The following is an 18,618-nucleotide window of genomic DNA, read 5'->3' on the forward strand; positions in this document are numbered from 1 at the left end:
CACAGCTTCCGCCACTCTGGCTTGCGTGATCGCAGCCTGTCTATCAATGCGGCTTCATGCTTGTTCTCTAGCATTGCCGCAATCATCCACGGTTCTGGGTCTTCTCCTAATTCGATAGCAAGATTCCCAGCAACGGCGGGGCTCAGACGCCCATCATGTCCAGCGCGTGTGAACACGCTAGGCATGATATTTAGCGTTCTTGCCCACTCGGATTTGGACTTTATTTCCAACGCTCTTTGTAATAAGTCAAGGGTTTTTGGCATTTCTGCGCTCCTTCTGTTGGGCGAATTTTTACACATCATGTAAAAAAAGTGTTTTACAGAAAGTAAAACACTGACTAGAGTTGCGTCTTAGAAATTTACATTCAGTAAAAAGAAAGCGGCCATGTCTTCACCTCTCAACGATTTACGGAACTCTGCGCACATAGCACTTGCGCGGTATGGCTTGGCCGCTTCCCCCGCGCTGTCCGCGCAGGGTTCCACCACCATCGAAGCCCAGCAAAACGAACTTGCTTCGGCCTATCACGTTCACCACTTCGATTGCCCCCAGTGCATAGCCGCTGGCCGTGGTCGTGTGTATTCCGCACGTTGCGAAACTGGTCAACGTCTTTTCACGGCTTGCCAAAACTGGCCCGCTGACCTCAAAGGTGAAAGCGAAGCCGAAGGCGCAGCGCGTGGCGGCTCTGCCGCCACAGTCGCGCCGCAGGCGCATAAGCTGCCCCCCGTTGGTAACACGGGGGGATCATTCCGGAGCGTACAACATGGCTAATTTAAACCCTGTTGTTATTGATGGCGATCAAATCAAGCTACGCCTTCAAGCAGAGCGCACCGCCCATAAAACCCCTGTCCATGTTGATTGGGTACGCTTCACTGCACTCCTTCGGAGCGTTACCCCTGATTTCTTGACTCGCAAAGGCCCGGTATTGCCAAGCGCTGAAACTCTCGGCGTTCGGTCTATTCAGTCCGTCAACCGCTTTATCCAGACAGCTAAAAAGAAGGGTTCACCCGCTGAATTTGACTCTGAGCGAATTCACAGAATGATTCGTTGCAGCCTCGAAGCCTACGAAAAAGAGCACGAATCCCCGGCCTTTAAATGGGCCAGTTCACAAGCTCTCGAACTTGCAAAGGAAGTTGTCCAGGCATTGGGCGAAGAATTCGAAGTCTCTCCTGAAATTAAGGGCGGCAAAGACTTTTATAAATACTCTTTCATCATCGAAAGAAAAGGTCACCCTTGCGGCTGGGTCGGCTTCATGGCTGGTTCAAACAGCCACAGCGCCGAAGCTCAAAACCAAACGCTGCACGTGAACCTAGATGGCCACGCTTGCACCTTTGCGGAGCATGGTTGGACGGATCGCATTGCCGACTTGATCGACAAGCACGAAGCAAAGGTAACCCGTGCTGATCTTGCCCTTGATCTCTTTCATGGCGGCATTGATATGGATGCACTGGCCGACGATTACCGCGCCGGGGCGTTCGATGTTCGTGGCCGTAGACCGGCCCCCGATGTGGCCGGTGATTGGGTGAACGGTCGCGCTCGTTCCTTCTACGTTGGCGCTCGTAAGAGCGGCAAAGTAACCAATATCTACGAAAAAGGCGATCAGCTCTATGGAGCTGGTGAAAAAAGCGACTGGATACGTGTTGAGCTGCGTTATGGCGATCAAAACCGTGTCCTGCCCTCGGACATATTTCGCCGCCCTGCCGACTTCTTCGCGGGTGCTTCCGATTGGCACCAGTTGCAAATTGTGAAGGCTGACAGCTTAGTGACTCCGCAAAAAGTCGCAGTAAACAAAGCGCTGCCTTTGCAAACCGTCAAGGCGGAAATTGCTCGAAATCTTCGCTGGGCTTTTAACGCCGCTGCGCCCACGATTTCCGCTGCATTCAAGTACCTGAGCGAGGCCGACTTTCTAGAGCTATGCGACTGGCGAAACCACAAATTGCCTGGTCGTTTGCGCAAATTCTCCGAGTCGGATTTGCTCTCCGCCTTCTCAATTTCAACCGGTAGCGGGTGCGCTGGCCACGCCCTTTTAGCTACCTAAAAAAACCGGCCTTAAGGAAAAAAACCATGCGTATGAAAAGTGACCAAACCCTGATGGGTATCAAGGCCAGCGAAGGTGAGGTCGAGGGCAACAAATACAGCTCCACCACTTTCTATTTGCCTGCCGACTTGGCCGCTAACGCGACCTCGAAAACTATGGGCGCTGTAACCGTCCCCTACAAATTCGGAGATGCCAGTGAATACCAAAAATGGGCGAACTTCGAAAAGAACTTCCCCGCGACAGGTCTGCCTGTCTCTGTGGAATTCGACATCGTGGCCGGTAAAGACGCTCAAGGCCGCGACTCTGCAAAGGTCGTGCTTGTCGCCATCGCTCCGCGCTCCGTAGCTCGTCCAGCGGCCTAAATATGCGCTTCCTCGTCCAATCGAAAAGCACGGGGCGCTTCCTTGTTCCTAGTTTGGACGATGGGCAGCCTGAATGGTCGTTTGACCTCAAAAAAGCTGGTATCGGTGTCGTGCCCGAGCTTGAGCGGGCCGTCCAGCTCGTCGAGGACTGGTGCGATGTTGATGACCTTCCTCAAATCATTGATCTTGACCGTCTGGGAACGGATCAGGACTATTCAAGGGGCTAAAAAATGGAAATGGATGAAGGCGAAGACGGCGGCTCGGAGACTTGCGACACATGCGGCGGTTCATTCTTGAGCTGGATTGGGATGGCAAAACAGCCTAGAAAAGCCTGCATCGCAGGCCTAAGCATTAAGCCTATTCAGTGGGCTTACTGCTTGGAATCCTCCAAGTTTTTCAACCGTTCAAAACAAAGGAAATTGAAATGAACAAGCAAACCAAAATGCTCCGTCTCGCTGTCATGTCTGCCGCTGCTGCCGCTTCGGTTGGCTCTGCTAATGCTGCCTTGGACTCTGCGGTTACTGCCGCTATCACAACCGCCCAGGGCGACCTGTTGGCCCTGTATGGCGCGTTGACCGCTGCCGGTGTGGCGATCTGGATTGGTCGCCTGATCTATCGCAAATTTACCGTGAAGTAAATCGGTGGGCGTCCAATATAAGGGCGTCTGTTATCCGACTGCGGAACTAGCAAAGGCTAACGCTTGCGCTAGTTCGTATCAGTCCACGATAGCAACCACCAACGTCTACACCTCCGAGTGCACCACCACCAATTTCGGAACCAGCGGTCCGGCTGCGATGGTCATTTGCAAACGCACCAACGGCGGCGCCTGTACCAATATCAACCAGCCTTACCCGGTCTTCAACCCTTGCACATATGACGCACCTTCTTCAATGTCTAGCGAGTATTTCGCCGCGGTGCTGGCTTTCTTGGTTGTCGTCTATGTGGGCAAGCACATCTATAAATTGTTTTGGCGTCGTGAATACGACCACTAAAAAAAATGACCTACGAAGACGCACAATTTATTCAGCAAATCTGGCTCTGGTCGGGCTTGTCATTGGCCTTGCTGCTGGCCCTTCGCTAGCTCAGACTTCTAACGCTGGCGATGCGTTCAATTGGATGTATTACCAAACAAACGGTAACACCGTTTCCGTGTCCCCGAGTGCCCCCGGTTCTGCCATACGTGACATGGGTTGGGGTGGTCGGGCTACTAGCACCAGCGATATTGGTTGGTCTGGTCGTCCGTCCATGCGTAATGGTTCGGGCAATGCGTTTGCAATTGACGTTATTGCGAAAACACCCGCTTCTAAGGCCGCAAAAATTTTGTCTGCCGGTGCTAAGGCGCTCCCGATCATTGGTACTGGTGTCTTCTTGTGGGATCTTTGTAACGAACTCGGGTATCAGTGTTCGAAGACCCAGGGCGGTCAGCCTGAGATCAAGAAGGTCGTTAACGGTCAAAAGTACTGCATCGTTGCAGGCGCCTTTCCGGCCACTTGCGTGATCACATCAAGCCCTGAAGACGTTTGTAGTGCTGTGGGCGGCTCGGTGCATTCGAAGCCGGGCGGCGTGGTCTATTGCAGCCCGTGGATTAATCCTGTAAGCGCTGAAGGTCCTCCAATCAATTCTGAAACTCCTGTATCAATTCAAGACCTAGAGGACGCAATTGCTTCTAAAAGTGGCTGGCCTACGAATTCTTCAATTCATGAAGCGTTGCAAGAATCTGCTCGTGCTACCGGTCAAAAAATCCCGTTGGAATCTCCCGTTGTTAGCGGCCCGTCTTCTTCGCCCGGCACTACAAAGACAACCAGCAATCCTGCGACAAATACAACAACCACAACGACGACAAACCACACTCACAACTACAACGACAACCGTGTAACAAACAACGTTACGACATCGGTTAGCGTTACAAACAACACAACCGGCCAGACCGACACGAGCACCACTACAGAGCAAGAAAAAGGGGAGCAGTCAGAGTGTGAAATAAATCCGAAGGCGTGGGGCTGTTCGGACTTGGACACTCCTGAAGATGAAGTGCCAAAAAAGGAAAAACAAATAACTTTCACCCCTGAAAATCTCGGCCTTGGGAATGGCTCATGCCCTGCGCCTATAGAGTTTTACACCAGCCAGGGCAATTACTCCCTCGATCTCGCTAAGTACTGCGACGCGACAGTGAATTACGTCCGTCCGGTAGTGATCCTGTTCGGCATGCTGGCGGCCTTCTTCATAGCGGTTCCGGGTGGGGTTAGGTTGTGAACGGCCTCGGTGTTTGGCTCGCTGGGATGATGCAACCTTTGGTTGCTCGCGTTCTTATAGCACTCGGGTTTCAAGTTGTTTCAATCATCGGTGTAGATACTGCACTGACCCAGTTAAAGCAAATGGCTGTTGCTCAGTTGTCCACTGTCGCTGCGTCCGGTCTTCAGATGGCATTGCTCTCCGGTTGCGGCGTTGCTTTGGGGTTGATCTTTGGCGCGATTACATTCAGGGTTGCGCTTTGGCAGGCTGAGAACTCCATGAAAATCCTTGGAGTCAATACGTAATGTTGACCCTTGTTACTGGCACTCCGGGCGCTGGAAAATCTCTATACAGCGTCTGGAATTTTGCGAAGCCTGTACCCGGTTCCACAATCGAAAACGGGCAAACGGCTGTTAAGCGTCGGCTCCTTTCGAACGTGAAGGACTTGCTTGTTGAGCATGAGCATATTGAGGCCGACGATCTGAACAATTGGCACACCTGGGCGAAACCCGGCGATGTGATCCTGTTCGATGAGGTGCAGGAAGTTTGGCGGCCTCGCGGCCTTGGCTCGAAAGTTCCAGACTGCATAGCGAAGCTAGAAACTCACCGACATATGGGCGTCGATATTGTCTTGGTAACTCAGCATCCTATGCTTGTTGATCCCAATATCAGGCGCTTAGTCAACCAGCATATTCATTTGCGGCGCATTGCAAAAACTGTTGCGATGGTTTACGAGTGGGATCACTGCTCGAACCCCGGCATGATCCGCACGGCGATCACTTCTAAAGTGTGGTGGCATCCCAAGGCCGCATACGCGCTTTACAAGTCGGCCCAGCTCCATACAAAGCCTACCGTCAGATTTCCAAAAATTGCCCTGCTCGGAGTCGCTGCACTGGCTGCGCTCGGCTACATGGCCCCTGCTGCGTACTCTCGTATAAATGGAACATTCGATGCAAAAAAAACCGAGCCCGTTGCGATTTCTGTCGAGCCTCAATCGTCCTATCCAGTCCCGCCGTTTCCGTCCGCTTCTGCTCCGTCTTTGCCTGCGTCTTCTGCATCGTTTGGCGCTTCCGTTCCCTCGCTGGATGGTGCGGAGCCTGTCAAGGTATCCGGGTGCGTTGTAGCGGCTAACGCTGAATGCAAGTGCTACGACACAAACGGCGCAAAGGTTCCCACTGATGCGGAGCTATGCCCAGACCCGCACGCTAAAAAGCCTGTAGAGGCATTGGCGGGTATTGGTGAGCCTGTTCACCGTGCGGCCTATTCAAACTCCGAATTGCAAACAGTTGCCCTTGTCTTTGGAGTGAATAAGCGCTGATAAACTCCCAAAAAACTTGGGAGCGGCCATGTATCCAAAATCAGTTTGTGCGGTTCTTTTTGCCGTAGCGTTTTCAGCGTCGGCTAACGACATCTTTAATCAGCGCCCTGCCATGGGTGGCGGTAGCTCCAGCCATGTCGAGCAAACCCAGACGCAAGTGAACACCGGTCAGCATGGCTGCGCCGCACTTGCCCAAGAAAGACGCGCAATCGAGTACATAGATCAAAAGCAAATTTGGGTGCCCATAGAGCAGCAAAACGCGAACTACCACCGCATGCGAACGCTCAAGGCTGAAATGAGCGCACGTCGCTGCTCTTACTGAAAACTACACGGGGCCACACATAGCCCGATTAGGGCGTTTATGTGGGGTCTGGGGTATGGGGGCGAAGCGCCCCATGTAGCGAAGCGGTACGGCTGTCTCTCTGCCTTCTGCGCTTTTCAATGAAAAAAGGTTATGCAAGGGTCAGCACTTCTGAGCAGGAAACTACCCTTCAGCTCAATGCACTCAAAAGGGCAGGTGTTCGAAGCATTACGCAAGAAAAGCGAAGCGGCGTAGCGACGCGCCCACAGCTTCAAAAACTAATGTCCGGTTTGTGTCCAGGTGATACGGTGGTTGTCTACAAGGTCGATCGGCTTGCGCGTTCGCTAATCGACCTTTTGGGCATACTCCAGCGAATTGAAGCCGCTGGGGCCTCTTTTCAGAGCCTTACAGAGCCAATAGACACAAGCACGGGAGCTGGTCGCATGATGATGCACATGCTCGGAGCTTTTGCCGAATTTGAACGGGGTTTGATACGCGAACGCACTATGGCTGGACAGAGAGCCGCGAAAGAAAAAGGCGTCCACTGCGGACGCCCTAGAACCCTCACAACACAACAAGAAAACGATATAAACCGTTTATACCGTCAAGGCTTTTACAGTCTGGCTAACCTTGCTCAGGTCTTTGATTGCTCTCCGAGCGTCATAAAGCGAACGATTTACAGAGTTCAAAAGCCCTCTTCGTCTTCGCTCCGGTAAGATTGGGGCTTCTGCGGTGTTGTCCGAAAGCGACAGCTTCCGCCAAACATCTCTTTGGCGCGGTGCTCAAGCGTCACTCCGGCGCTGCATGACCACCGACGCATCCCTCCCCCCACTCTCGGCGCTGTTCAAGCACCAAGCCTTCGTTCGCTATTGGTTCGCCCGCATTGCCGGCATCATGGGCAACCAGATGCTCATGGTGGCGGTCGCGTGGCATATGTACGACCTGACCTCCAGCGCCTGGGATCTCGGCTTGGTGGGGCTGTTCCAGTTTGTACCTGCCTTGGTGATGACGTTACCTGCCGGGCATGTGGCCGACCGCCTGCACCGCGGCCGCATTTTTGCAACCTGCATGGCCTTGCAGGCTGGCGTGGCGCTCACGCTGCTGAGCGCCACCATGGGTAACTTCGCGTCCCGCGAACTCATTTTGCTTATCTCGGTGGTTCTGGGCCTGGCCCGCGCATTCCAGATGCCGGCCCAGCAAGCCTTGGTGGCGCTGCTGGTGCCCACCAACCTGCTAAGCCGCGCAGTCGCACTCAGCTCCACGGGTATGGAAATCGCCGTCATCAGCGGCCCTGCTCTTGGCGGGCTGCTCTACGCGCTGGGGCCGACCAACGTGTACATCTGCTGCACCGCGCTGATGTTGCTGGCCACCGGCCTGATTTTGGCGGTGCACTACCAGCACAAACCGTCCAACTTGGCTGCCAGCTGGTCCACCCTGTTTGCCGGCGTGCGCTTTGTGTGGGAGCGCAAGCTCTTGCTGGGCGCCAGTTCGCTGGACTTGTTTGCGGTGCTCTTGGGCGGCGCGACCGCTTTGCTACCGATTTATGCGCGCGACATCTTGCACACCGGGCCTACGGGTCTTGGCTTTTTGCGTGCGGCTCCCGCTGTGGGTGCGCTCACCATGTCGCTGGTCATCACCCGCTGGCCCTTGCGCCGGCATGTGGGCAAGCGCCTGCTGAGCGCCGTGGCGGTGTTCGGGCTGGCGACTGTGCTGTTCGGTTTGTCGGAGTCTTTCTGGTTGTCGATGTTCGCGCTCACCGTGACCGGTGCGGCGGACTGTATCAGCGTGGTCACCCGCAACACCTTGGTGCAGCTGGAAACACCGGATGAAATGCGCGGACGCGTCGCCGCTGTCAACTCCATCTTCATCGGGGCCTCCAACCAACTGGGTGAGTTCGAGTCCGGCGCGACAGCCGCGATGTGGGGCCCTGTGGGCTCGGTGGTAGTGGGCGGTATCGGCACGGTACTGGTGGCTGGTTTGTGGTTCAAGTTCTTCCCGGCTTTGGCGCACCGCGACCACATGGAACCCAAAAGCAGCCGGTAAGCGCCAGCGCGCTTACGTCCACAGGTCCAGCGGCGGGTCGGCCACCACGGCCCGCAAGATGTCGGAGCGGGACACAAACCCTCGCACCGCACCCGCCTCGTCCACCACCGGCAAACCGGGCAAACCGGTGTCCAAGAGTACACGGGCCAAGCGGCGAATGTCGGTGTCGGCAGCCACGCTGGGCACCGGCGTCCACATCACCTCCTGCACGCTTTGGGTCAAAAAGGCGCGCCACACCAGCGCATGGGCATCGGCTCGGGGCAGATGCTCTGCACGAGTCAACTCCGCACGGGTGAGCAGACCCACCAGAACGCCCTCTGCAGACACCACCGGGGCCTGCGCAATGCCGTGGTGGTTGAGCAGCGCCCAAGCGCCTTCGATGGTGGATGTGTCAGGGACCGTGACCACCTCCAGACTCATGATGTCGGCCACCAGCGTGAGTGGCTGGCGCACCGGTGCGGGCTTCTGCGCCTCGCCATAAGCGGCCAACGCTACGCGGTGGGGAATGTCGGTCGGGGTAGCGTCTGCAGGCGTGGCACTCAACACATCGGCAAAGTGCGAGGCACCATGGTCACGGGCGTCCAACCCCAATGCGTCCAAGCGGCGAGTGCGGGCGGCACGCCCGATGCCAGAGACCTGGCCCAGATCTTCCAAAGTGCCGCGAAAGATGCGTCCTGCTGTGCCGTACACCGAAAACATAGCGTCTCCCTCCAGACAGGTCGGGCGCCGGCCCGCTCAATCGGGATTGGACAGGAAAATTTCCTGCAAGTCACTCAAAAAGTCGAAGCCTTTGACCGTCGGGCGCACGCGGGCAAAGTCCCGCTCGATCAGGCCTTTGCGCTCGGCTTCTTCAAGCCCCTTTTGGATGGCAGTAATGGCCAGCCCGGTGCGCTCAGTGAAGTCGCGCAGCCCGAAGCCGTTGCGCAGGCGCAAGGCATTGAGCATGTACTCGAATGGTAAATCGGCGCGGGCCACTTCCTCATCCTGGGCCACTGCGTGGCCTGCCAGCGCCTGTTCCATGTAGCGGGTTGGGTCCCTAAAACGCACCTGCCGCACCACCCGGTGGGCAAAACTAAGCTTGCTGTGGGCGCCGGCACCAATGCCCAGATAGTCGCCAAACTGCCAGTAGTTGACATTATGAAAACAGCGGTGCCCCTGCCGGGCGTAGGCCGACACTTCGTAGCGCTCCAAGCCCGCGGCTGCAGTGGCGTCGGAGAGGCGGTCCAACATAGCGTAGGCCGTATCGTCCTCCGGAATCTGCGGCGGAAACTTGGCAAAGTAGGTATTGGGCTCGATGGTCAGGTGGTAGATCGAGATGTGCGGCGGCGCAAACTGCAGCGCCGTGGCGATGTCTTCGTCCAGCTGCGCCAGCGTTTGGCCGGGCAGCGCGTACATGATGTCGAGGTTGAAGGTGTCGAACGAGGCCGCAGCCTCCTCCACGGCTGCCAGCGCTTGCGCCCGGTCATGCACCCGGCCCAAGGCTTTCAGGTGGACGTCGTTGAAGCTTTGCACCCCGATAGACAGTCGCGTCACGCCCGCCCCGCGAAAAGCCTTGAACCGGTCTTTCTCAAAGGTGCCGGGGTTGGCCTCCATGGTGATTTCGCAGTCTGCCTCCAAGCGCAGCCGGGCACGGATGTCCCCCAACAGCCGGTCAATGGCCTCCGGCGAAAACAGGCTGGGCGTGCCGCCACCGATGAAGATGCTATGGATGTTGCGGCCCCAGATCAAGGGCAGCGCAGCCTCCAGGTCGGCAATGACCGCGTCGATGTAGCGCTGCTCTTGCACGCCGTCTTTGGCTTGCTCGTGAGAATTGAAGTCGCAATAAGGGCACTTCTTGATGCACCACGGGAGGTGCACATACAACGACAAAGGTGGCAGCGCACTGAACTGCAGGCTGCCGGGGCGCATGTAGTGCTGAATGTCGCGCTGCACCGCGGCAGCGCCCTCGGCGACGGGCGTGATAGGAATCATGCGCCTCAGGCTCCTAACCAGTTACTGCGAATCAGCGCTGCCATGGCCTCGGCCGCACGGCCCCGATGGCTGTGAGCGTTTTTCACCTCCACGGGCAACTGGGCAAAGGTCTGGCCGAACTCAGAGATCCACATCACCGGGTCAAAGCCGAAGCCGTTGCTACCAACCGGCTCGGGAGCAATTTGCCCAACCACACGGCCCACTGCAATCAGCGGCTCGGGGTCGTCCACACTGCGCACTGCCACTAGGGTGCTCACCAGCGCAGCGCGGCGGTTGGTCACATCTTTCATTTGCTCCAGCAAGGCAGTGACGTTGTTGTCGTCGCCTTTGGCGTAGCCGAACTGGGTGGCGTAGTAGGCCGTGTCCACGCCGGGCAATCCGCCAAAGGCGTCTACGCACAAACCGGCGTCGTCGGCCAGCGCCGGCAGGCCGGTGTGCTGGGCGGCGTTGCGCGCTTTGGCCAGTGCGTTTTCAATGAATGTGCGAAACGGCTCGGGCGACTCGGGCACACCCAAGTCACCCTGGCGCACCAGCTCACAGCCCAACGGGGCGAACATGGCTTGCAGTTCGGCAAGCTTGCCTTGGTTGTTGGATGCAAGAACGATTTTCATAACAAATAAGCCTCTAGCCCTCGCAGAATATGCGCGAGTAGCTATTATTTTGATAGTGCCTGTTGCTGCAGGGTCATGAGCTCACCAATGCCTTTTTCGGCCAGCGTGAGGAGCTGATCCATCTCGCTACGGGTAAAGGCCACACCTTCAGCAGTGCCCTGCACTTCCACAAAGTGGCCGGCGCCGGTCATGACCACATTCATGTCGGTGTCGCACGCCGAGTCTTCGGTGTACTCCAGGTCCAAGACCGGCGTGCCTTGCACAATGCCCACGCTGATCGCAGCCACCGCTGCCGTGATGGGGGTGGCGGCAATCTTGCCGGCGGCCAGCAAGCCGTTGACGGCGTCTTGCGCGGCCACAAAAGCGCCGGTAATGGCCGCCGTGCGGGTGCCACCGTCGGCCTGAATCACATCGCAGTCGAGCTGGATGGTGCGCTCACCGAGTTTCTTGAGGTCGAACACCGCGCGCAAGGAGCGGCCGATCAAGCGCTGAATCTCTTGGGTGCGGCCGGTTTGCTTGCCGCGCGCGGCTTCGCGGTCACTGCGGCTGTGGGTGGCGCGGGGCAGCATGCCGTATTCGGCGGTCACCCAGCCTTCACCGCTGCCACGTTTGTGGGGCGGCACTTTTTCTTCCACCGACGCGGTGCACAGCACCTTGGTGTTGCCGAATTCGATCAATACCGAGCCCTCGGCGTGCATGGTGTAGTGACGGGTGATGCGCACCGGGCGCAGTGCATCAGCGCCACGGGCGGCGCTGCGAACCAATACGGTCATGGCAAGTGTCCTCAAAAATCCGGCGGTGCCGGCACAACTCACAGTTTGCGGGCAGCGGAGCGGCGGATGGCCTCATTGATTTCGGCAATCGAGCGCTCAATGGCCTCGTCGTCGAGGTCATCGACCTCCGAGTCCGCCCAGGCGGCTTGCACCGTCGAGGCGAAAACGCCGTCGCTGATGCTGTCGGTCGATATCGCACCGCGGGTGGACTCAAAGCTGTCTGGCGTCTCCCACTCCATCGCGATCACCGTGACGTTGTCGCAGTGCGGGCCACCCTTTTGCATGGCTTGCTCCACCAGATCGGGCGCTGACTCCGTCACCGGCTTTTGCGACATCTGGTACACGATCTCCTCATCCTGCAAGGGCCCCCACAAACCGTCGGAGCACAACATCAGCCGGTCGCCCTGATGCAGAAGCACCGGTCCGGTGACGTCAAACACCGGGCGCGTTGGCGACCCCAAGCAGGTAAACAGCACGTTGCGGTTGAAATTGATCGGGGCACCACTCGGGCGCTCCATATCCCGCTGCTCGGCATACGAGTGATCGCGGGTGCGCGCTAGCAACTCGCCCTGACGCACAAAATACAAACGGGAGTCACCGCAGTGCACCCAGTGCACTGCCCCACCCTGCACCACCGCAGCCACCAGGGTGGTGCGTGGCGTATCGGGCAAGTTGCGCTCTGCGGCATAGCGCAGTATCTGGCGGTGGGCGGCCACAATCGCCTTGTTAAAGAACTCGCGCACATCCGGCAATTCAGGCTGCGCTTCCTTCTGGTACAGGGCCGACACCACTTGCAGCGCCATCTGGGAGGCTACTTCTCCCTCGGGGTGGCCGCCCATGCCATCCGCCAGCAAAAAAATGCCGGACGCCTTGGTGTAGCAATACCCCATGCGATCTTCATTTTTCTCGCGGCCGCCTTTGCGGCTGATCTGGAAAACAGAAAACTTCATTTCGGCTTGGCCCCGGCAGCATCGGTTGCTGCGCCCATGACGGTTTTCTTGGTATCGGCCACCATCGAGTCAAACTGCATACGCACTTTTTCAGTGACCGTCAGTTTGGTGTAGCGGCGCTCACCCTCGCGCGAGAGCTCTTTTTGCAAGGCAAACACGGATTGCGGTCTCGATAGCGGGTCCAGCGACATGCACCACTCCACCACTTCAATCAAGTTGTCGGAGTACACACCCCGCAACCGGGCCAGCGACGTGGTGATACGGTCTTTTTCAAGGCGCTGGGGTGCCTCGTTCGGCGGGTAACCCTGCATGCAAGCGTATATACAGGCACCAATGGCGTAGATATCGGTCCAAGGACCCATGGAGGCATCGCGCCGGTACATCTCGGGCGCAGCGAAACCGGGGGTGTACATGGGCCGGATGAAGTTGCCTTCCTTACTCAGCACTTCTCGGGCAGCCCCGAAATCGATCAGCACCGAGCGGTTGTCGTCGGTAATGAAGATGTTGGCGGGCTTGATGTCCAGGTGCAGCATCTTGTGCTGATGCACGATGCGCAGACCCCGCAAGATCTCATCAAACAAAGAGCGGATGGTCGACTCCCGGAACACCTTGCTCTTTTTCTGGTCGCGCGCAGTAACAATGAAATCCTGCAGGGCTGCGCCCTCCAGGTAGTTCATCACCATGTAAACCGTTTCGTTCTCGCGGAAGAAGTTCAACACACTCACCACCGAGGGGTGCGAGATTTGCGCCAGCGAGCGGCCTTCTTCAAAAAAACTCTTCAGACCCAGGCGGTAGAGAGACAACTTTTCGGCCTGCACTTGCGGCAGCAGCTCGCCAGGCGCCCGGGTGGCCAAAGAAGACGGCAAGTATTCCTTTACCGCAACCTGCTGACCTTCAGAATCGAGCGCTAAATACACCAAGCCAAAGCCACCGGCAGCGACTTTGCGGATGATGCGGTAACCGCCGATAATGGTGTCCGGTGGGAGGGGCGCTGGCTTGACCTTTGACATAGGTGCGGTGGAGTCACTCGTGGTGTGGGTTTGAAACGGGTTATTCTCGGGGCCGTTTCCATCGCCGCGAAAGCCCTTGATGCCAGTTTACAGCATGACCGGCTATGCCAGTGCACAGCACAGCACAGCCCAATCCGCCCCTGAGGGCGAAAGCCGCAACCTTCCCGTGACCCAGCTGGGTTTGGAGGTTCGCTCCGTCAACAGCCGCTTTCTCGACCTGACCTTCCGGCTCCCTGAGGACCTGCGCCAATTCGAGCCCGCCTTGCGCGAACTACTGGGTAGCAAACTCAAGCGCGGCAAGGTGGAGGTGCGTGCCTCCGTAGAAACCACCAGCGCGACAAACATCCCCGAGCCGACTCCCCGCTTGCTGCAAAAGCTCAATGCCACGCAAGACAACATAAGAGCCTGGCTCCCATTGGCAAACCCCTTGAGCGTGGCGGATGTCATCCGCTTGGCGTCAGCCGAACAGGGCACCACCCGCGACTGGAGCGCCGATGTCATGCCTTTGGCTGAAAAGGTGCTGAAAGAACTGCTGAGTGCCCGTCAACGTGAAGGGGGGCGGCTGGCCACCATGTTGCTGGGTCACATTGCGCAGTTGCGTACATTGGCAGAACAAGCCGGGCCTTTGGTTCCCAAGCTGGTCGAGCAACAACGCACCCGTTTTATGGAGCGCTGGAAAGAAGCCATGGCGCTCACCGAAGGCACGACCCTGCCCGAAGCAGCGCAGGACCGCGCCTTGACCGAAGCCACCGCATTTGCAATCCGTATTGATGTGGCGGAAGAAATTACGCGCTTGAACTCGCACCTCGATGAGCTAGAGCGACTCATTAAAAAAGGCGGGGAAATCGGCAAACGCCTCGACTTCTTGATTCAGGAGTTGCATCGCGAAGCCAACACCATGGGCTCCAAATCTGCGGCTTTGGAGCTGACCCACATTTCCGTGGACATGAAGGTTTTGGTGGAGCAAATGCGCGAACAGGTGCAGAACATAGAATAAGGCGACTTTAGACACCGCATCACGGAGCCTCAGTCAATGGACTACCCCGGAAATCTTTTTGTAGTTGCAGCCCCCAGCGGAGCCGGCAAATCCAGCCTGTGCAAAGCCCTGCTGGAGCTCGATTCGCGCTTGCAACCCTCTGTCTCCCACACGACCCGTCCGCCGCGCGGACAGGAAAAGCATGGGCGCGAGTACTTCTTTGTGTCTCAAACCGAGTTTGATGCCATGGTGGAGGCCGACGCCTTTGTGGAGTGGGCCCATGTCCATGCCAATCGCTACGGAACCTCCAAAAAAGCCATCGAAGACCGGATGGCCATGGGCGCCGACGTGATTCTGGAAATCGACTTCCAGGGCGCCATCCAGATCAAAGAAGTTTTCGCCAACGCAGTGTGCATTTTTATTCTGCCGCCCAGCTGGGAAGAGCTGCGCTCGCGCTTGGAGCGACGTGGTGAAGATGCGGCAGAGATCATCGATATGCGCATGAAGAACGCCCAGATAGAGGTGGCGCAGGTAGCGAAATTCGATTTCGTTATAATCAACGAACTGTTCGACCGTGCGCTTTTCGATCTGAAAACCATTGTCCACTCTCAGCGACTCAAAATTTCTGCCCAACGCCGCGCCCGGGCGGAGACATTTCAAGTGCTGAACATCCCCTAGCTTTCCGGAGATTTCCATGGCCCGCATCACTGTTGAAGACTGCCTCGAGCAGATTCCTAACCGCTTCCAATTGGTTCTGGCTGCTACCTACCGCGCCCGCATGCTGAGCCAAGGCCACACTCCCAAAATCGAGAGCAAGAACAAGCCTGGCGTGACCGCTCTGCGTGAAATCGCAGCGGGCAAGGTCGGCATCGAGATGCTCAAAAAAGTCCCGCTCTAATCCGGCGGACACCCTGAAAAAAGCACCGCTTGCGGTGCTTTTTTCGTTGAGGCCACTCCTGCTGCGCCATCGCGCTACATTTACACCATGGGCAGTCTCCTCCAAACACCTCCAAACAATGCCACCAGCGGTAAACCAGCCAAGCCCGGTGCAGCGGTCGCCGCGGTGAATGCCGCAGCGGCCAGTTTCGCCAGCTTGACCGCCAAACTGGACTACCTGAGCGCCAGCGATGTGGAGCAAGTACGTCTTGCCTACCGCTTTGCCGACGAGGCCCACTTGGGCCAGATGCGCAACAACGGCGAACCCTACATCACCCACCCTATTGCGGTGGCGGCCCAATGTGCGGAGTGGAAGCTCGATGCCCAAGCCCTGATGGCGGCGCTTTTGCACGACGCCTTGGAAGACTGCGGCGTCACCAAGATAGAGCTGATCGAAAAATTCGGCTCCCCCGTTGCGGAGTTGGTGGACGGCTTGACCAAGCTCGACAAACTGCAGTTCAACACCCGGGAAGAAAACCAGGCGGAATCTTTCCGCAAGATGCTCTTGGCCATGGCAAGAGATGTGCGGGTCATCCTGATCAAACTTGCCGACCGCTCCCACAACATGCGCACGCTTTCGGACACGCCGCGCAGCAAGTGGACGCGTATTTCCTCTGAAACGCTCGACATTTACGCTCCAATTGCGCACCGCCTGGGCCTGAATCAGACCTACCGTGAGTTGCAGGATCTTTCTTTTCAGCACCTGCGTCCGTGGCGCTACACGGTGTTGGCCAAGGCGGTTGCCAAGGCGCGTAGCCGCCGGCGCGACCTGATTCAAAAGGTTCAGAAAGAAGTCGAGGCCGTCTTCACGGAGGCCAAGATGCCTATTCGCATCGCAGGCCGTGAGAAGACGCTGTTCTCCATCTACCAGAAGATGGACAACAAGCACCTGAGCTTTGCCCAGGTTACCGACATTTACGGCTTCCGGGTCCTGGTGCCCAACGTAACCGACTGCTACACCGCATTGGGGCTGCTGCATCAACTCTACAAGCCGGTGCCCGGAAAGTTCAAAGACCATATTGCGATTGCCAAGGTCAACGGTTACCAGTCGCTGCACACCACCCTGGTGGGGCCAGCGGGCATCAATATCGAGTTTCAGATGCGCACGGAGGCCATGCATGTAGTGGCCGAGTCAGGCGTAGCTGCGCACTGGCTCTACAAGGTCAACAACCCCGAAGACGGCACCGCCGACAGACTGGGCACCAAGTGGCTGCAGTCCTTGTTGGACATACAGGATGAGACGCGTGATGCCGCCGAGTTCTGGGACCACGTCAAGGTCGACCTGTTCCCCGATGCCGTCTACGTTTTTACCCCCAAGAGCCAGATCATGGCGTTGCCGCGCGGTGCAACGGTGGTGGACTTTGCCTATGCCATTCACAGCAATATCGGCGACCGCACAGTAGCGGCCCGCATCAACGGCGAGCAAGTACCGCTGCGCACCGAGCTTAAAAATGGAGATGTCGTAGAGGTCGTCACCGCCACGGTCTCTACTCCCAACCCGGCGTGGCTGGGCTTCGTTCGCACAGGGCGGGCACGCTCCAAAATCCGGCACCATCTCAAAACCATGGCGCAAACCGAGTCCGAGAGCTTGGGTGCACGTCTGTTGGCGCAAGCCTTGCGCGCCGAGGGTATTGAGAGCTTTCCGGAAGAAGTTGGAACACATGATCCACTGTGGGAAAAGTTGTTGCGCTTCACCGGCAACAAGAACAAGCACGAGCTCCTCACCGATATCGGGCTCGGCAAACGCATCGCCAACATTGTGGCCAAGCGGATGGTGAACCTGCTCAGCGACGCAGGCGAGCGCCCCGACGCATTGATCCTCACCCGCGAACGATTTACCGCGCACGAGACCAATACACTGAGCTCCATCACCCTCGATGGCAGTGAGAATGCCTCGGTGCAGTTTGCGCAATGCTGTCGCCCGGTACCAGGAGACGCCATCGTGGGCTACCTGGGCCGTGGTGAAGGCTTGGTAATTCACCTCGGAGACTGCGGCGTAGCCCGCAAATTGCTGGCCAAAGACAGCGAGCGCTTTATCGGGGTGGATTGGTCGGACGAGCCGGTCCGCGCTTTCGAGACCGGACTGATTGTCACTGTCAACAATGGCAAGGGTGTGCTGGCCAAAGTGGCCGCTGCGCTGGCCTCGGCGGAGGCCGATATCATCCATATCGACATGGGGCAGGATGGGGTTCGGGACGTCGCGGACATGCGCTTTCTGGTGGGCGTGCGCGACACAGCACACCTCGACGTGGTTTTGCGCAACCTGCGCCGCACACCCTTTGTATTGCGGGCGCAGCGCGCGACCAACGGAACCAACTAGGTTTTAGCCCGGAGCGGGGGCCGGGTAGCGCACCTGCAACACCTCGATGTCGCAGACCCGGTCTGGCATCACGAGCTTGAGTTCATCGCCCGCGCGAGCTTTGAGCAAGGTACGCGCGATCGGGGAGACCCAGCTCACCTCGCCCGCGGCACTATTGGCTTCGTCAATGCCCTTGATGGTCACGGTGCGCTCCACATCCTGGTCATCTACATAAGTCACCGTGGCGCCGAAAAATATTTGGTCATTCCCATGGTGCAGGGACGGGTCGGTGACTTCAGCAATCTCCAAGCGTTTGGTCAAAAACCGGATGCGGCGGTCAATTTCGCGCAGTCGCTTTTTGCCATAGAGGTAGTCGCCATTTTCCGAGCGATCGCCGTTGCTGGCCGCCCAGTGCACGATCTCCACAATCTTGGGGCGCTCGTTGTCAATGAGGTCGAGCAACTCATCCCGCAGAGTGGCAAACCCGACCGGAGTGATGTAGTTTTTGCCGCCGGCGGGCAGTGCAGGCAATTGCAGCTCGTCGTCATCTGCACCATCGGACTCTTTGGTAAAAGCCTTGCTCATGGATTCGCCTATTTCGGAATCAGAATAAGAAAAAGGTCTGCAACCTTGCGATTGCAGACCTTTACTTTTTGGTGCGGCTGGCAGGAATCGAACCCACGACCCCTTGGTTCGTAGCCAAGTACTCTATCCAGCTGAGCTACAGCCGCTAAGCTTCGTATTCTAGCATGCTTTTTTTCATGCTATCCGGATAAACCGGAGAAACTTTTCAAATGTTCT

At 57.4% G+C, this 18,618-nt stretch carries 22 protein-coding genes and 1 tRNA gene; 14 read left to right on the plus strand and 9 right to left on the minus strand.

The window, feature by feature from the left end:
* Nucleotides 1-263: hypothetical protein (locus tag QZW03_RS16940; protein ID WP_296511236.1), on the minus strand; the 263-nt coding region annotated here is incomplete at its 3' end.
* A gap of 497 nt (nucleotides 264-760) precedes the next feature.
* On the opposite strand from QZW03_RS16940, the gene QZW03_RS16945 reads away from it, so the two are divergent.
* From QZW03_RS16945 to QZW03_RS16990, 10 genes are all read left to right on the plus strand, one after another.
* Nucleotides 761-2,035 carry a replication initiation factor domain-containing protein gene (locus QZW03_RS16945; protein ID WP_296511237.1) on the plus strand — a complete coding sequence of 425 codons (1,275 nt, stop codon included), beginning with the start codon at nucleotides 761-763 and terminating at the stop codon, nucleotides 2,033-2,035.
* A 26-nt stretch (nucleotides 2,036-2,061) separates the two neighbouring features.
* Nucleotides 2,062-2,397 carry a hypothetical protein gene (locus QZW03_RS16950; protein ID WP_296511238.1) on the plus strand — a complete coding sequence of 112 codons (336 nt, stop codon included), beginning with the start codon at nucleotides 2,062-2,064 and terminating at the stop codon, nucleotides 2,395-2,397.
* Nucleotides 2,398-2,399: 2 nt separating this feature from the next.
* Nucleotides 2,400-2,624 (plus strand): hypothetical protein, encoded by a 225-nt coding sequence (locus tag QZW03_RS16955; protein WP_296511239.1) that lies wholly within the window; start codon nucleotides 2,400-2,402, stop codon nucleotides 2,622-2,624.
* 197 nt (nucleotides 2,625-2,821) lie between these two features.
* Nucleotides 2,822-3,034: a hypothetical protein gene (locus QZW03_RS16960; RefSeq protein WP_296511240.1), complete on the plus strand. Its 213-nt coding sequence runs from the start codon at nucleotides 2,822-2,824 to the stop codon at nucleotides 3,032-3,034.
* A 338-nt stretch (nucleotides 3,035-3,372) separates the two neighbouring features.
* Entirely contained in the window at nucleotides 3,373-4,650 is a 1,278-nt protein-coding gene (locus QZW03_RS16965; RefSeq protein ID WP_296511241.1) for a virulence factor TspB C-terminal domain-related protein, read from the plus strand.
* 26 nt (nucleotides 4,651-4,676) lie between these two features.
* A complete protein-coding gene (locus tag QZW03_RS16970) occupies nucleotides 4,677-4,934 on the plus strand; it encodes a DUF2523 family protein (protein ID WP_296511242.1) in 258 nt (85 codons plus the stop codon).
* On the plus strand, nucleotides 4,934-5,947 hold the full coding sequence (locus QZW03_RS16975; RefSeq protein ID WP_296511243.1) for a zonular occludens toxin domain-containing protein: 1,014 nt from the start codon (nucleotides 4,934-4,936) through the stop codon (nucleotides 5,945-5,947). Before QZW03_RS16970 ends, QZW03_RS16975 begins: the two co-directional genes overlap by 1 nt.
* 28 nt (nucleotides 5,948-5,975) lie before the next feature.
* Nucleotides 5,976-6,269, plus strand: coding sequence for a hypothetical protein (locus tag QZW03_RS16980; protein WP_296511244.1), 294 nt, complete (start codon nucleotides 5,976-5,978; stop codon nucleotides 6,267-6,269).
* A gap of 119 nt (nucleotides 6,270-6,388) precedes the next feature.
* Entirely contained in the window at nucleotides 6,389-6,964 is a 576-nt protein-coding gene (locus QZW03_RS16985; protein ID WP_296511245.1) for a recombinase family protein, read from the plus strand.
* An 88-nt stretch (nucleotides 6,965-7,052) separates the two neighbouring features.
* A complete protein-coding gene (locus QZW03_RS16990; protein WP_296511246.1) occupies nucleotides 7,053-8,291 on the plus strand; it encodes an MFS transporter in 1,239 nt (412 codons plus the stop codon).
* A 12-nt stretch (nucleotides 8,292-8,303) separates the two neighbouring features.
* On the opposite strand, the gene QZW03_RS16995 is transcribed toward QZW03_RS16990, so the two are convergent.
* Genes QZW03_RS16995 through QZW03_RS17020 form a run of 6 tightly spaced genes read right to left on the minus strand, consistent with a single transcriptional unit; the run spans nucleotide 8,304 to nucleotide 13,606 of the window.
* A complete protein-coding gene (locus tag QZW03_RS16995) occupies nucleotides 8,304-8,990 on the minus strand; it encodes a CBS domain-containing protein (RefSeq protein ID WP_296511247.1) in 687 nt (228 codons plus the stop codon).
* Nucleotides 8,991-9,026: 36 nt separating this feature from the next.
* Nucleotides 9,027-10,262, minus strand: coding sequence for a radical SAM family heme chaperone HemW (gene hemW, locus QZW03_RS17000; RefSeq protein WP_296511248.1), 1,236 nt, complete (start codon nucleotides 10,260-10,262; stop codon nucleotides 9,027-9,029).
* Nucleotides 10,263-10,267: 5 nt separating this feature from the next.
* Nucleotides 10,268-10,873, minus strand: coding sequence for an RdgB/HAM1 family non-canonical purine NTP pyrophosphatase (gene rdgB / locus QZW03_RS17005; protein WP_296511249.1), 606 nt, complete (start codon nucleotides 10,871-10,873; stop codon nucleotides 10,268-10,270).
* Nucleotides 10,874-10,917: 44 nt separating this feature from the next.
* Nucleotides 10,918-11,646 (minus strand): ribonuclease PH, encoded by a 729-nt coding sequence (gene rph / locus QZW03_RS17010; protein WP_296511250.1) that lies wholly within the window; start codon nucleotides 11,644-11,646, stop codon nucleotides 10,918-10,920.
* Between the two features lie 38 nt (nucleotides 11,647-11,684).
* The gene (locus QZW03_RS17015) at nucleotides 11,685-12,596 is read right to left on the minus strand and encodes a PP2C family serine/threonine-protein phosphatase (RefSeq protein WP_296511251.1); all 912 of its coding nucleotides are present in this window, start codon (nucleotides 12,594-12,596) and stop codon (nucleotides 11,685-11,687) included.
* Nucleotides 12,593-13,606 (minus strand): serine/threonine-protein kinase, encoded by a 1,014-nt coding sequence (locus QZW03_RS17020; protein WP_296511252.1) that lies wholly within the window; start codon nucleotides 13,604-13,606, stop codon nucleotides 12,593-12,595. Before QZW03_RS17020 ends, QZW03_RS17015 begins: the two co-directional genes overlap by 4 nt.
* A 79-nt stretch (nucleotides 13,607-13,685) precedes the next feature.
* On the opposite strand from QZW03_RS17020, the gene QZW03_RS17025 reads away from it, so the two are divergent.
* From QZW03_RS17025 to QZW03_RS17040, 4 genes are all read left to right on the plus strand, one after another.
* Nucleotides 13,686-14,603 carry a YicC/YloC family endoribonuclease gene (locus QZW03_RS17025; protein WP_296511253.1) on the plus strand — a complete coding sequence of 306 codons (918 nt, stop codon included), beginning with the start codon at nucleotides 13,686-13,688 and terminating at the stop codon, nucleotides 14,601-14,603.
* Between the two features lie 36 nt (nucleotides 14,604-14,639).
* Nucleotides 14,640-15,260 carry a guanylate kinase gene (gmk, locus tag QZW03_RS17030; protein ID WP_296511254.1) on the plus strand — a complete coding sequence of 207 codons (621 nt, stop codon included), beginning with the start codon at nucleotides 14,640-14,642 and terminating at the stop codon, nucleotides 15,258-15,260.
* Between the two features lie 16 nt (nucleotides 15,261-15,276).
* Nucleotides 15,277-15,480, plus strand: a complete 204-nt coding sequence (gene rpoZ, locus QZW03_RS17035; RefSeq protein ID WP_094477502.1) for a DNA-directed RNA polymerase subunit omega — start codon at nucleotides 15,277-15,279, stop codon at nucleotides 15,478-15,480.
* Nucleotides 15,481-15,567: 87 nt separating this feature from the next.
* On the plus strand, nucleotides 15,568-17,838 hold the full coding sequence (locus QZW03_RS17040) for a bifunctional (p)ppGpp synthetase/guanosine-3',5'-bis(diphosphate) 3'-pyrophosphohydrolase (protein ID WP_296511255.1): 2,271 nt from the start codon (nucleotides 15,568-15,570) through the stop codon (nucleotides 17,836-17,838).
* Between the two features lie 3 nt (nucleotides 17,839-17,841).
* Here the strand turns inward: QZW03_RS17040 and greB are convergent, their stop codons facing one another.
* Both greB and QZW03_RS17050 read right to left on the minus strand, forming a co-directional pair.
* Nucleotides 17,842-18,402 carry a transcription elongation factor GreB gene (greB, locus tag QZW03_RS17045; RefSeq protein ID WP_296511256.1) on the minus strand — a complete coding sequence of 187 codons (561 nt, stop codon included), beginning with the start codon at nucleotides 18,400-18,402 and terminating at the stop codon, nucleotides 17,842-17,844.
* A 69-nt stretch (nucleotides 18,403-18,471) separates the two neighbouring features.
* Nucleotides 18,472-18,548 (minus strand) — tRNA-Arg (locus QZW03_RS17050).
* Nucleotides 18,549-18,618 lie beyond the last annotated feature (70 nt).

This window comes from Rhodoferax sp. (genome assembly GCF_013297935.1).
Classification (GTDB): Bacteria; Pseudomonadota; Gammaproteobacteria; order Burkholderiales; family Burkholderiaceae_C; genus Allorhodoferax.

Excerpts from the sequence above, each read along its gene's own strand:
- QZW03_RS16990 (WP_296511246.1), top strand. The coding sequence starts at position 7,053 with ATGACCACCGACGCATCCCTCCCCCCACTCTCGGCGCTGTTCAAGCAC.
- rdgB (WP_296511249.1), bottom strand. The coding sequence starts at position 10,873 with ATGAAAATCGTTCTTGCATCCAACAACCAAGGCAAGCTTGCCGAACTG.
- greB (WP_296511256.1), bottom strand. The coding sequence starts at position 18,402 with ATGAGCAAGGCTTTTACCAAAGAGTCCGATGGTGCAGATGACGACGAG.
- QZW03_RS16975 (WP_296511243.1), top strand. The coding sequence starts at position 4,934 with ATGTTGACCCTTGTTACTGGCACTCCGGGCGCTGGAAAATCTCTATAC.
- QZW03_RS16955 (WP_296511239.1), top strand. The coding sequence starts at position 2,400 with ATGCGCTTCCTCGTCCAATCGAAAAGCACGGGGCGCTTCCTTGTTCCT.
- QZW03_RS16985 (WP_296511245.1), top strand. The coding sequence starts at position 6,389 with ATGAAAAAAGGTTATGCAAGGGTCAGCACTTCTGAGCAGGAAACTACC.
- QZW03_RS17015 (WP_296511251.1), bottom strand. The coding sequence starts at position 12,596 with ATGAAGTTTTCTGTTTTCCAGATCAGCCGCAAAGGCGGCCGCGAGAAA.
- QZW03_RS17020 (WP_296511252.1), bottom strand. The coding sequence starts at position 13,606 with ATGTCAAAGGTCAAGCCAGCGCCCCTCCCACCGGACACCATTATCGGC.
- QZW03_RS16960 (WP_296511240.1), top strand. The coding sequence starts at position 2,822 with ATGAACAAGCAAACCAAAATGCTCCGTCTCGCTGTCATGTCTGCCGCT.
- QZW03_RS17025 (WP_296511253.1), top strand. The coding sequence starts at position 13,686 with ATGCCAGTTTACAGCATGACCGGCTATGCCAGTGCACAGCACAGCACA.
- QZW03_RS16980 (WP_296511244.1), top strand. The coding sequence starts at position 5,976 with ATGTATCCAAAATCAGTTTGTGCGGTTCTTTTTGCCGTAGCGTTTTCA.
- rph (WP_296511250.1), bottom strand. The coding sequence starts at position 11,646 with ATGACCGTATTGGTTCGCAGCGCCGCCCGTGGCGCTGATGCACTGCGC.
- QZW03_RS16950 (WP_296511238.1), top strand. The coding sequence starts at position 2,062 with ATGCGTATGAAAAGTGACCAAACCCTGATGGGTATCAAGGCCAGCGAA.
- hemW (WP_296511248.1), bottom strand. The coding sequence starts at position 10,262 with ATGATTCCTATCACGCCCGTCGCCGAGGGCGCTGCCGCGGTGCAGCGC.
- QZW03_RS16995 (WP_296511247.1), bottom strand. The coding sequence starts at position 8,990 with ATGTTTTCGGTGTACGGCACAGCAGGACGCATCTTTCGCGGCACTTTG.
- QZW03_RS16970 (WP_296511242.1), top strand. The coding sequence starts at position 4,677 with ATGATGCAACCTTTGGTTGCTCGCGTTCTTATAGCACTCGGGTTTCAA.
- QZW03_RS17040 (WP_296511255.1), top strand. The coding sequence starts at position 15,568 with ATGGGCAGTCTCCTCCAAACACCTCCAAACAATGCCACCAGCGGTAAA.
- rpoZ (WP_094477502.1), top strand. The coding sequence starts at position 15,277 with ATGGCCCGCATCACTGTTGAAGACTGCCTCGAGCAGATTCCTAACCGC.
- gmk (WP_296511254.1), top strand. The coding sequence starts at position 14,640 with ATGGACTACCCCGGAAATCTTTTTGTAGTTGCAGCCCCCAGCGGAGCC.
- QZW03_RS16945 (WP_296511237.1), top strand. The coding sequence starts at position 761 with ATGGCTAATTTAAACCCTGTTGTTATTGATGGCGATCAAATCAAGCTA.